This window comes from Bradyrhizobium sp. Mp19, from assembly GCF_029952935.1.
In the GTDB taxonomy this organism is placed as follows: domain Bacteria; phylum Pseudomonadota; class Alphaproteobacteria; order Rhizobiales; family Xanthobacteraceae; genus Bradyrhizobium; species Bradyrhizobium elkanii.
In genome coordinates this window covers 137,428-149,655 of sequence record NZ_JASAUT010000002.1, presented here as the reverse complement: position 1 = coordinate 149,655, position 12,228 = coordinate 137,428, and the positions used below count along the sequence as shown (strand labels likewise).

Below are 12,228 nucleotides of genomic sequence, written 5' to 3'. Positions count from 1 at the left end.
TCGGGAGCGTGGTCGTGATCATGCGCATGATCGTGGTGGTCGTCGTGACCATGATCGTCGTGGTCATGATCATCCTGGCCATGATCATGGTGATGCTCATGGTCCTCGTGATGCGCATGATCATGCGCCTCATGCTCATGGCCTTCGTGGGCGATCACGCCGTGATCGTGGTGCCCGGCGTCATGTTCATGATGCTCGGCATCGACGGGATGTTCGTGAGCCTCGATGGTGGGCAACGCCTGCGTGTCGTTCGCACCCTCGATCACCTCGCTCTGGACGCGCTCGCCATGGCCGCGGCGACGGGCATTGCGATGGCGCGACCGGCGGCGATGGCCGCGGTTCTCGTGCTCTTCCTCGGCCTCGCGATGGGCGCGCTCGTCGGCTTCGATCAGCGCCTGACGGTCGGCGACCGGGATCTGGTAATAGTCGGGATGGATTTCGCTGAAGGCCAGGAAGCCGTGCCGGTTGCCGCCATACTCGATGAAGGCGGCCTGCAGCGACGGCTCTACGCGCGTAACCTTGGCGAGATAAATGTTGCCGCGCAGCTGTTTGCGCTGGGCGGTCTCGAAATCAAACTCTTCGACGCGATTGCCACGGACCACAACGACCCGGGTCTCTTCCGGGTGGGTGGCATCGATCAACATCTTGTTGGGCATTTTGGAGCTCTTGACGGCGGCGGGCGCGGATCATGGCGCGCGCAAACTGCGCCGCCCGGTGACGCGACGGTCCACCTGATTCGGGGGTGAGGGGAAGGCCGAAACGCATCTCGCGGCGCAGCGCCGGACGGGAACTCACCGGGATGATGCGACGGGCGAAGTTTTCACCTCGCGTCAGCGCGATCATTCGGGGGATCCTGGTCGGCAATACAGTCTGGCGCATTAAGCGTCGGCCCGTCTAAACATGTTGGCGGCGAAAATTACCGCCGTATCTTTTGCTGAAAGCCCCGCCTGGCGCCGAAGCGCCCGCCGGCCATCGCATATCGAGGCCCCAAGGGACCGGATAATCGGTTATGCCATGTCTCAAACCGTCCCTCTGGCGAGGGAGTGTGCCTGGGACCGGACGCCGCTCGGGCTTGAATCCGCCACTCCGTGTCAGCCGCGCGCGGCGCTGGCTGGGGAGGGACCGGAAAAACACGGCGGGATCTTCGATCGGGAAGGTTCCACCGCTGCACCGGGAGGCTGAACGCGACACAACCGGGAGTACTAGCCGTCAGCACCCCGTACATACGTGGATTGACAGCCGCGTGCAAGGGAAGCGTCACGCCGCCGCAACACTCGGTTCTTTTCGCTGGCGCGTCATTAGGGGGCGATTAACCGTGTGGTTCTAATGCGGTAAGAAGCAGCTGGGAGGCTACGAATCGGGTGGCGAACCGCGCAAAACACCTTGTTTTTCTGGGATGCGGGCTATTGTGCGCCGCAACATCGGTGTTTGCCATTGCCGGCGCCCCGAGCGCCGCCGAGGGACCGCAGAACGGCCCGCCGACACCGGCCGCGAGCGCCCCGAATTTCCCGGTCGCATCCGGCGCCAGGCTCGCCGGCGACGCCAAGCAGACCCGATTCATCCTCGATCTCGACCGCAAGATCGAATTTCGCGCCTTCCCGCTGGCCGACCCTTACCGCGTCGTGGTCGATATCCCGCAGGTCGATTTCCAACTCGCGGCCGGCACCGGCTCGGCGGGGCGGGGCCTGGTGAAGGCGTTCCGCTATGGTCTCGTGATGCCCGGCGGCTCGCGGATCGTGTTCGACCTGACCGGACCGGTGAAGATCGCCAATTCCTACGTGCTCGACGCCGCCAACGGCCAGCCGCCCCGGCTGGTGCTGGATTTCGAGGAGGTCGACCGCACCAGCTTCGTGCAGTCACTGGCGCCCGTGAGCCGGCCCGAATCGAAACCGGCGATTTCCGAATCCACCACGGCGACCATTCCGGCCGTCACCTCGGCGGCGCTGCCGCCGGTCGCGGTCACCGACGCGCGCCCGCTGATCGTGATCGATCCCGGTCACGGCGGCATCGACAACGGCACGCAATCCGGCGACCAGACCGAGAAGAACCTGGTGCTGGGCTTTGGCCTTGCCCTGCGCGACCGGATCGAGAAGTCGGGCAAGTATCGGGTGGTCATGACGAGGTCCGACGACACCTTCATTGCGCTCAACGACCGGGTGAAGATCGCGCGCTCCCAGTCCGCGGCGCTGTTCGTCTCGATCCACGCCGACGCCCTGCCGCGTCGCGAGGGCGATGCCCAGGGCGCCACGATCTACACGGTGTCGGACAAGGCCTCCGACGCCGAGGCCGAACGGCTGGCGGAGGCGGAAAACAAGGCCGACGCCATCGCCGGCGTGAACCTGACCGACGAGCCGACCGAGGTCGCCGACATCCTGATCGACCTCGCGCAGCGTGAAACCAAGACATTCTCCAATCGCTTCGCCCGTCTTCTGATGGACGAGATGAAGACCACCGTGCGGATGCACAAGCATCCACTCAAATCGGCCGGCTTCCGGGTGCTGAAGGCGCCCGACGTGCCGTCCGTGCTGGTCGAGATCGGCTACGTCTCCAACAAGGGGGACCTCGAGCACCTGGTCTCGGAAAGCTGGCGGAACAAGGCGGTCGGCTCGATGGTCCAGGCGATCGACACGTTCTTCGCCAAACGGCTGGCAACTGCCGGGTCGGCAAAGTGAAATCGGCCCGCTGAAAAGCCGGGGCCGTTGCGCCGAAGCCCTAGTTTGGCCACAGCGGCGACGGTATAGACAATGGACCGCAGGTCCGCAGAATCGACCATATTGTCCGGCGGCTCTTGTATATTCGCGTGCGCAAGGTGGCTCGCTGGGCCAAAGCTTCGTTGTGTGAGGCTTTCGCACTTTTGGACAGGCGCTTCTGACGACTGAGCGCCGGAGGGTAGGAACGGAACGTCGATAATGCGCCTGCTCGTGCGGTTTATGGGTTTCTTGTTCGCCGCCGGAACCGTCGTGTTCCTGGTCGGTGTCGCCGCCGTCGCTGGCGCCATCTGGCATTTCTCCAAGGATCTGCCCGACTACTCGCAGCTGCAGGACTATGAGCCCCCGGTGATGACCCGCGTGCATGCCGCCGACGGCGCGCTGCTTGGCGAATACTCCAAGGAGCGCCGGCTCTATCTGCCGATCCAGGCGGTGCCGAAGCTCGTGATCAACGCCTTCCTCGCCGCCGAAGACAAGAACTTCTACGAGCACGGCGGCATCGACTATCAGGGCATGGCGCGCGCTGCGATCCTTTATGCGCAGAACTACGGCTCGAACCGCCGCCCGCAGGGTGCCTCGACCATCACCCAGCAGGTCGCGAAAAACTTCCTGCTCACCAACGAGGTTTCGTTCAGCCGCAAGATCAAGGAAGCGTTGCTGGCGATGCGCATCGAGCGCGCCTATTCCAAGGACCGCATCCTCGAGCTCTATCTGAACGAGATCTATCTCGGCCTCGGTGCCTACGGCATCGCGGCGGCGTCGCTGGTCTATTTCGACAAGTCGGTCAACGAGCTGACGATCGCGGAAGCGTCCTATCTCGCCGCGCTGCCGAAGGCGCCGGCGGCGCTGCATCCGGTGCGCAACCGCGACCGCGCGATCGAGCGCCGCAACTACGTGATCGATCGTCTGCTGGAGAACGGCTGGATCAAGCAGGCCGACGCCGACAAGGCGCGCAAGGACCCGCTCAACGTCACCAGCCGCTCGAATGGCGCGCACATCTTCGCCGGCGAATATTTCGCCGAGGAAGTCCGCCGCGACATCTTCGAGCGCTACGGCGAAAAGAAGCTCTACGAGGGCGGCCTGTCGGTTCGCACCACGCTCGATCCCAAGATCCAGGTGATGGCGCGCAAGACCATGGTCGCGGGTCTCGTCAATTACGACGAGGCGCAGGGTTGGCGCGGGGCGCTGCACAAGCTCGACATTTCCGGTGATTGGGGCGTCAAGCTTGCCGACGTGAAATCGCTGTCCGACATCTCGCCGTGGCGGATGGCCGTCGTGCTCGAGACCAGCGATCAGTCGGCGCGGATCGGCTTCCAGCCGGGCCGCGAACTCGGCGGCGCGGTCAGCAAGGAACGGCAGACCGGCATCATCACGATGGACGGCGTGCGCTGGGCCAAGACCAAGGGCAAGGCGCCGAGCGCGGTTTCGCAGGTGCTGCAGCCGGGTGACGTGATCTACGCTGACCCGCTGGTGACCAAGGAAGGCAACGCGGTCGAGGGCCAGTATCGCCTGCGGCAATTGCCTGAAGTGTCCGGGGCCATGGTGGCGATGGATCCATGGACCGGCCGCGTGCTCGCGATGGTCGGCGGCTTCTCGTTCGACCAGAGCCAGTTCAACCGCGCGACGCAGGCCTACCGGCAGCCCGGCTCGTCGTTCAAGCCGATCGTGTACTCGTCGGCGCTGGACAACGGCTATACGCCGTCGACCACCGTGATCGACGCGCCGATCGAGATCGATCAGGGGCAGGGCGCCGGCGTGTGGCGTCCGGAGAACTATTCGACCGGCAAATATTACGGCCCGACCACGCTGCGCAACGCGCTGCAGCGCTCGCTCAACACCGTGACGGTGCGGCTCGCGCAGGATATCGGCATGCCGTTGGTCGGCGAATACGCCAAGCGCTTCGGCGTCTATGACGAATTGCCGAACTATCTGTCGTATGCGCTCGGTGCCGGCGAAACGACCGTGATGCGCATGGTCACGGCCTATTCGATGTTCGCCAATGGCGGCCGCCGGGTGAAGCCGACGCTGATCGATCGCATCCAGGATCGCTACGGCCACACCATCTTCAAGCACGACACCCGCGAATGCCGCGGCTGCGACGCGCCCGGGGGCTGGAAGAGCCAGCCGGAGCCGCAGCTCGTCGACCGCCGCGAGCAGGTGCTCGATCCGATGACCGCCTACCAGATCACCGAGATGATGGAAGGCGTGGTCCAGCGCGGCACCGCGACCGTCGTGAAGGAAGTCGGCAAGCCGATCGCCGGCAAGACCGGCACCACCAACGACGAGAAGGACGTCTGGTTCGTCGGCTTCTCGCCCGATCTCGCAGTCGGCGTCTACATGGGCTACGACAAGCCGCGCAATCTCGGCCGCGCCGCCACCGGCGGCCACGTCGCAGCGCCGATCGCCCGCGACTTCCTCAAGCTTGCGCTCGCCGACAAGCCGCCGACGCCGTTCAAGGTTCCGGCCGGCATCAAGCTGATCCGCGTCGACGCCAAGACCGGCATGCGCGCCGGTCCCGGTGACGGCGGCAACACCATCCTCGAAGCCTTCAAGCCGGGCACCGCGCCGCCGGAGAACTATTCGGTCATCGGCGTCGCCGATGCCGATGGGCGCGGCCCGGCGCCCGGCCCGCAGCCGTCGCAGAATGGGGCCCAGCCGGATGGCGGCTTCTTCATGCGTCCGGGAACCGGGGGGCTTTACTAGCGGCCGATCCGGCCAAATCGCCGGGATAGTGCGGCCAAGCCGATTGCGCTTTGCCGCGCCGGTCGCTACATCCCCCGGAACCTTTTTAGCCAACACCTGAAAGACCATGCGCGCGGAAATCGAACGCCTTGTTGAAGAGATCAAGCAGTCAGTCGGGCTGCTGAGGAGGCATCTTTGACGTCGAACAATCGACGGCACGCCTCGCCGAGCTGAACAAGCTCGCAGAAGACTCCAATCTCTGGAACGATCCCCAGAAGGCCCAGCGGCTGATGCAGGAGCGTACCTCATTGGAGGACGCGCTCTCGGGCATCGGCAAGGTGGAGCGCGAGCTCGAGGACAATATCGGCATGATCGAGCTCGGCGAGGCCGAGAACGATGAGGGCGTGGTCACTGAGGCCGAGAAGGCGCTCAAGGACCTCAAGAAGGAGGTCGCCCGGCGCGAGCTGGAGGCGCTGCTGTCGGGCGAGGCCGACAAGTTCGATTCCTATCTCGAAGTCCATGCCGGCGCCGGCGGCACCGAGAGCCAGGACTGGGCGCAGATGCTGCTGCGCATGTACACGCGCTGGGCGGAGAAGCACGGCTTCAAGATCGAGTTCCTCGAAGAGTCCCAGGGCGAAGAGGCCGGCATCAAGTCCGCCACCATCCAGATCAGTGGCCACAATGCCTATGGCTGGTTGAAGACCGAGGCCGGCGTGCATCGCCTGGTGCGCATCTCGCCGTTCGATTCCAACGCGCGGCGGCACACCTCGTTCTCGTCGGTGCAGATCTTCCCCGTGATCGACGACTCTATCAAGATCGAGATCAAGGAGTCCGATGTCCGCACCGACACCATGCGATCGGGCGGCGCCGGCGGTCAGCACGTCAACAAGACCGAGTCGGCAGTGCGCCTGACGCACATCCCGACCGGCATCGCGGTGGTCTGCCAGGCCGGCCGCTCCCAGCACAAGAACCGGGCGCAGGCCTGGGACATGCTGCGCGCGCGGCTCTACGAGATCGAGCTGAAGAAGCGCGAGGAGCAGGCCGCCGCCGATCAGGCCGCCAAGACCGATATCGGCTGGGGTCACCAGATCCGCTCCTACGTGTTGCAGCCCTATCAGATGGTGAAGGACCTGCGCACCGGTGTGCAGACCTCCGACACGTCGGGGGTGCTCGATGGCGACCTCGATGAATTCATGGCGGCGACCTTGGCGCAGCGTGCCTTCGGCACCGGGCCCGGCGCCGTCGAGGATGTGGTTTAGCCCATGCCGCGCGTTGCTTTCATCGGATTGGGACGCATGGGCCACGGCATGGCCGGCCGTTACCTCGATGCCGGCTTCACGGTCGCGGTGTGGAACCGCAGCAAGGCCAAGGCCGCGGACCTGATCGCCCGCGGCGCGCTGTGGGCGACCTCGCCGGAGGATGCCGCGATCGACGCCGATGCTGTCGTGACCATGGTCGCCGACGACGAGGCCTCACGCGCGGTCTGGCTGACCAAGGACGGCGCTGCCGCCAACATGAAGGCCGGTACGCTCGCGATCGAATGCTCCACGGTCTCGTACCAGCACACGCTCGAGATGGCGCGCGAGCTCAACAGCCGCAGCTTGATCTACATCGATTGTCCGGTCACCGGCCTGCCGGAGGCGGCGGCCGCCGGCAAGCTGACGCTGCTGGTGGGCGCTGATCCGGCCGATCTCGAACGCGCGCAACCGTATCTCGCGCCGATCGGCAGCACGATCCGGCACTTCGGCCCGGTCGGCACCGGCACCGTGTTCAAGCTGATCAACAACCTGATCGGCGCGGTGCAGATCGCAAGCCTCGCCGAGGGCGTGGCGATCGCCGAGCAGGCGGGCCTCGACATGCAATTGGTGGCCGAGGCGCTGGCGACCGGCGCGGTGGCAAGCCCGCAGGTGATCCGCCACAGCAAGCGGATGATCGACCGCAACTTCTCCGGCGCATCGTTCACCGCGACGCTGCGCCACAAGGATGCCGACTACGCCGTGCGGCTCGCCGAGACCCTGCTGCCCGGTGTGCCCGTCAGCCGCGCCGCGCTCGCCGCCTATGACAAGGCGAAGGCCCATGCGCCCGACGCCGATGAGGGCCAGATGATCGAGATCGTGTCGCGGCCGAAATAGGCGGGGCCGCCATTCACGGAAATCGGGTGGGAATATTCACAAGCCTGCGCTAGTCACCTGTCCGACCGCAGGTGAGCGCCCGACATGCCTTCCGCCGACAACCGCATCGATCGTCGCGACTGGGGGCTGCTCGTCCTGCTGTCGGTGCTGTGGGGCGGCTCGTTCTTCTTCAACGGCGTGATCTTGCGCGAACTGCCGCCGCTGACCCTGGTGCTGCTGCGCGTCGTGCTCGGCACGATCATCCTGCTGCCGCTGCTGCGGGCCGCCAGAATCGAATTCCCGCGCGGCCTGTCCGGCTGGGCGCCGTTCGTTGCGATGGGGCTGTTCAACAATGTGCTGCCGTTCGCGCTGATCGTGTTCGGGCAGACCTATATTCCGAGCGGGCTGGCCTCGATCCTCAACGCGACGACGCCGCTGTTCGCGGTGGTCGTGATGGCGGCGGCCGGCGAGGAGCGGCTGCAGGCGCGCCGCGTGGCGGGCGTCCTGGCCGGGCTGATCGGGGTTGCGATCCTGCACGGCGATGCGCTCGGCTTCGAGAGCCGGCAAGGCATCGGCATCCTGCTGTGCCTCGCCGGCGCCTTCAGCTACGGCATCGCGGCGCTGGTCGGGCGGCGGCTGCCGCAGCGGGTGCCGCCGCTGGGGACGGCGACGTTCCAGATGATCGCCTCGGCGGTGCCGATGGCGCCGATCGCCGCCGTCGTCGATCGGCCGTGGCTGCTGCCGATGCCCCAAGCAACGACATGGCTCGCCGTGCTCGGGCTCGCGGCGTTGTCGACGGCGCTGGCCTATATCGTGTTCTTTCAGATCCTGCGGCGTTCCGGCGCGACCAATGTGATGCTGGTGACGCTGCTGATTCCGGTCACCGCGATGCTGCTCGGATATCTCGTGCTCGGCGAGCCGATCGCGCTGCGCGAGGTGATCGGCGCGCTGGTGATCGCGAGCGCGCTGCTGCTGATCGACGGCCGCGTGCTGGCCTGGTTCAGCCGCGCGCCTGCTTCCACGCCGCATACCATCCGCTGAAGCGTCCGCTGTCGCGCTCGCCGCCGTGCCAGGCGGCATAGGCGGTGCCGTCGTCGGCCACCAGCACCACGGCATCGAGTCCCTTGGAGCGGCGCAGCGTGTCCATCGCCTGCGCCGGCGTCTGCGCGATCGGACCTGCGACGTTGAACGAGGTGTTGACCGACATCTCGACGCCGATATGACGGCCGAGCGCCTTCAGATAGGCATGGGTGAGGGGATCGTCGGCCTCGCGCACGATCTGGATGCGGCCGGTGCCGTCGGCATGCACCACCGCCGGAATCTTCGCCCGCGCCTCCGGCTTCGAATGCGCCGTGAGGACCATGTAGTTGTAGGCGTTGTAGTCGGCGTCGGACGCGCCGTCTTCGAGCTCGAAATAGGCGCGCGCGGCCTCTAGCGTCGCCATCGGCGCCAGCGGCCGGATCGCCTCGCGATACTTGACGCGCTCGTTGAGCCGCTCGCGCACCTCGGGATCGCAGGGATTGGCGAGGATCGAGCGGTGGCCGAGCGCGCGCGGGCCGGTTTCGGCGGCGCCCTGATAGATCGCGATCACACCGCCTTGCGCGACCATGGACGCCATCAGGTCGGCAACCGCGTCGCGACCCTCTGACGTCGCCACATTGCCGATCTCTGTCGAGGCAACGTCGTCGGCTCGCAGCGCCGTCGTGATGTCGGCGTTCGAGGGCGGCAGGCCGCAATAGAATGCGTGCGACAGCGGTGCGCCGCGCGGCGCGCCCGCCATATGCGCGAACAGCCAGGCCGCGCCGATCGGCACGCCGGGATCGCCGGGCACCGGCGGCACCCACATATGCAGCCGCGTCTTGCGCTGCTGCGCCCGCTCAAACCACGCCTCGTCGAAATGCTCGAGCAGCCGCATGTTGCCGAGCGCGTTCAGCGCGACGCCCCCGGTCAGCACCAGGCGGTCGGTGCCGGTGGTGCGCAAGAGATGGTCGATGACATGGATCATCGCATCCTCGAACACCAGTTGCGTCGCGGCCGCCTTGTCAACGCGGTCCTTGGTGTCGGGGCGGTGATTGATGTCCTCGACGCGCAGCACGGCGTCGGGATTCCAGAGCTGGTCCGGCCGCAGCGGCGGGCCGAGAATATCGATCAGCGGCTGATGATAGGGATTGTCGGCGGGATCGGCGTACCAATTGGCCATCGCGCGATTGAGCTGCACGCTGCCATTGGGCCCGAGCTGCAGCACCGCCTTCAGGCGCTGATAATACGGATTGGTGGCGCGGTTCATGTCGCCCCAGGCGGCGGCGCCCATGTAGCGGCCCTCGCTGGAGAGCCAGGTCCAGCCGCCCTGGCTGGATGAGATCACCGTGTAGAAGGCACCGAGCGAGTCGAACAGGCTCTCATTGCAATAGAGCTGCTTCATCTCGCCGTTCTCGGCGACATAGAGCGAGATCGAGCCGACGTCGCCGGTGCCGTCGAGCACCGCGATCGCAACGCGCTCGCGCGTATCGGCGAACGGCGAGGCGGTGAACGAGTACCAGGCGTGATTGTCGTGATGCGGCATGCAGATCAGCGGCAATTGCTTGTCGAGCCCGTACATCCTGCCGAGCCGGCGCGACAGCCGCCGCACCTGATCCAGCTGGCGCAGATTGATTGCCGGTGCGATCGGGGCGCGCAGCAATTTGAGGCTGGCCGGCGCTTCCTCGAGCGAGGTGCGGATCAGCATCGCCAGCAGCGCCGGATAGTCCCACGTCGTGACGAAGGCGGCGATATCGCCGATGTCGCGGCCCATCCGCTGCAACACCTTGCGCATGTCGTCGAGCGCGTATTGCGGGAACTCGTTGGTGTGCTTGTTGCCGGAGAAGCGCTCTTCCTCGTTGTTGACGATCAGGCGCGGTCCGTCCTTCTGGGTGATCTCGACCAGCGCGACGCCGGTATTGTGCGTGCCGGGGCAGGCGAGGCCGGCGATGTAGACGGTCTCGCCGCGTTGCAGCTTTTCGCGGATCGACGCGATCGTGCGCTGCGCGAACTCGCCATTGGCCTTGTGCAGGCCACGCTTCGCCAACGCAGACTCGCTGAGGCGGCGCGTGATCTCATAGCCCGCGGCCGCAAGATGCGGATGCCGCGGACCGGTACGGATGTCCGGTTTACGCAATCAGAACGCCTCGACTCGTGATCCCCAGATCGACCTTCAATCATAAATAGCGCCAGGCAACAATGCCGTTTCGCCCAACGGAAAAACCCAGCGCTTGCCAGCACATGCGTCTCTTGCGAGACTTGCCGCCAAAACCAACGACAAAAATCGGGAGAAAACGATGCCGGCTCGTTTCGGATATATTGGCGCAATCGCGGCGTTCGCAAGTGCCGCGCTGATCGCGACCTCGGCCACCGCGCAGAGGAAATACGATCCCGGCGCGAGTGATGGCGAAGTCAAGATCGGCAACATCATGCCATACAGCGGCCCGGCGTCGTCCTATGGGGTGATCGGCAAGACCGAGGCCGCATTCTTCAAGATGATCAACGAGCAGGGCGGCATCAACGGCCGCAAGATCAACTTCATCAGCTACGACGACGCCTATTCGCCGCCGAAGGCGATCGAGCAGGCGCGCAAGCTGGTCGAGAGCGACGAGGTGCTGTTGATCTTCCAGCCGCTCGGCACGCCGTCCAATTCGGCAATCATGAAATACATGAATGCCAAGAAGGTGCCGCAATTGTTCGTTGCCTCCGGCGGCACCAAATTCGGCGACCCCAAGAGCTTCCCCTGGACGATGGGCTTTCAGCCCAACTACCAGAGCGAGGGACGCATCTACGCCAAATACATTCGCGACAAATTCCCTGATAGCAAGATCGCGGTGTTCTGGCAGAATGACGATGCCGGCAAGGATCAGTTCAAGGGCCTGAAGGACGGGCTCGGCGACAAGGTCGGCATGATCATCGCCGACAAGTCGTACGAGGTCTCCGATCCCTCGATCGATTCGCAGATCGTCGCGCTGCACGATTCCGGCGCCGACATCTTCTTCTCCTGGGCGGCGCCGAAGGGCTCGGCGCAGGCGATCCGGAAAGTGGGCGAGCTCGGCTGGAAGCCGAAATTCTTCCTCGCCAACACCGCGACCTCGGTCGCCTCGGTGCTGAAGCCGGCCGGCCTCGAGTTCTCCAAGGGCATCATCTCGACCGCCTATCTGAAGGATCCGACCGATCCGACCTGGGACAAGGATCCGGCGGTGCAAAGCTGGCGCGCCTTCATGGACAAGTATTATCCCGACGGCGACAAGGCCAACGCCAACAACCTCTATGGCTATGTCCAGGCCGAGGCGATGATGCAGGTTTTGAGGCAGTGCGGCGACAATCTCACGCGCGAGAACGTGATGAAGCAGGCCGCCAACCTGAAGAACTTCCACTCCGACCTGATGCTGCCGGGCGTCATGGTCAACACCTCCCCCGACGACTACTTCCCGATCGAGCAGATGCAGCTGATGCGCTTCAACGGCGAGGCGTGGGAGCTGTTCGGCGACGTCATCACTGGCGAGGTCGGGCACGAGGCGTCGCGGTAGGCGGGGAGGCGCTGCTCGCGCCGCGACACCACCGTCGTCCCTGCGAAAGCAGGGACCCATAACCACAGGCGCCTGTTGCTTGAATGAGCTGCGGCTCCAGCTTTGCAAGCCAATGGGCATTTGTGGTTATGGGTCCCGGGTCGCGCTTCGCTTGCCCGGGACGACACCGAATGTGCG

The 12,228-nt window shown here is 65.4% G+C and carries 8 protein-coding genes; 7 read left to right on the top strand and 1 reads right to left on the bottom strand.

Annotated elements, in window-relative coordinates:
* Positions 1-14 precede the first annotated feature (14 nt).
* The 6 genes from QJT82_RS03430 to QJT82_RS03405 all read left to right on the top strand — a co-directional run bounded on the left by QJT82_RS03430 (position 15) and on the right by QJT82_RS03405 (position 8,542).
* Positions 15-746 carry a hypothetical protein gene (locus QJT82_RS03430; protein ID WP_276325472.1) on the top strand — a complete coding sequence of 244 codons (732 nt, stop codon included), beginning with the start codon at positions 15-17 and terminating at the stop codon, positions 744-746.
* A 615-nt stretch (positions 747-1,361) separates the two neighbouring features.
* Positions 1,362-2,672, top strand: a complete 1,311-nt coding sequence (locus QJT82_RS03425; protein ID WP_028344943.1) for an N-acetylmuramoyl-L-alanine amidase — start codon at positions 1,362-1,364, stop codon at positions 2,670-2,672.
* Positions 2,673-2,909: 237 nt separating this feature from the next.
* On the top strand, positions 2,910-5,411 hold the full coding sequence (locus QJT82_RS03420; RefSeq protein ID WP_028344944.1) for a penicillin-binding protein 1A: 2,502 nt from the start codon (positions 2,910-2,912) through the stop codon (positions 5,409-5,411).
* 106 nt (positions 5,412-5,517) lie between these two features.
* Positions 5,518-6,649, top strand: a protein-coding gene (gene prfB / locus QJT82_RS03415; RefSeq protein ID WP_155258853.1) for a peptide chain release factor 2 whose coding sequence is annotated in 2 segments (ribosomal slippage) — positions 5,518-5,586 and positions 5,588-6,649 — 1,131 coding nt in all. Because the reading frame shifts where the segments join, the coding sequence is not laid out codon by codon here.
* Between the two features lie 3 nt (positions 6,650-6,652).
* Positions 6,653-7,522: an NAD(P)-dependent oxidoreductase gene (locus QJT82_RS03410; RefSeq protein ID WP_028344946.1), complete on the top strand. Its 870-nt coding sequence runs from the start codon at positions 6,653-6,655 to the stop codon at positions 7,520-7,522.
* A gap of 84 nt (positions 7,523-7,606) precedes the next feature.
* Positions 7,607-8,542 (top strand): DMT family transporter, encoded by a 936-nt coding sequence (locus tag QJT82_RS03405; RefSeq protein ID WP_028344947.1) that lies wholly within the window; start codon positions 7,607-7,609, stop codon positions 8,540-8,542.
* On the opposite strand, the gene QJT82_RS03400 is transcribed toward QJT82_RS03405, so the two are convergent.
* Positions 8,502-10,655 (bottom strand): carbamoyltransferase C-terminal domain-containing protein, encoded by a 2,154-nt coding sequence (locus tag QJT82_RS03400; protein WP_028344948.1) that lies wholly within the window; start codon positions 10,653-10,655, stop codon positions 8,502-8,504. The genes QJT82_RS03405 and QJT82_RS03400 overlap by 41 nt on opposite strands.
* 160 nt (positions 10,656-10,815) lie before the next feature.
* On the opposite strand from QJT82_RS03400, the gene QJT82_RS03395 reads away from it, so the two are divergent.
* Positions 10,816-12,051 (top strand): ABC transporter substrate-binding protein, encoded by a 1,236-nt coding sequence (locus tag QJT82_RS03395; protein ID WP_028344949.1) that lies wholly within the window; start codon positions 10,816-10,818, stop codon positions 12,049-12,051.
* Positions 12,052-12,228: the final 177 nt, after the last annotated feature.

What these genes read in the sequence shown, in the direction of transcription:
- QJT82_RS03420 (WP_028344944.1), top strand. Translation starts at nt 2,910, where the DNA reads ATGCGCCTGCTCGTGCGGTTTATGGGTTTCTTGTTCGCCGCCGGAACC.
- QJT82_RS03410 (WP_028344946.1), top strand. Translation starts at nt 6,653, where the DNA reads ATGCCGCGCGTTGCTTTCATCGGATTGGGACGCATGGGCCACGGCATG.
- QJT82_RS03405 (WP_028344947.1), top strand. Translation starts at nt 7,607, where the DNA reads ATGCCTTCCGCCGACAACCGCATCGATCGTCGCGACTGGGGGCTGCTC.
- QJT82_RS03395 (WP_028344949.1), top strand. Translation starts at nt 10,816, where the DNA reads ATGCCGGCTCGTTTCGGATATATTGGCGCAATCGCGGCGTTCGCAAGT.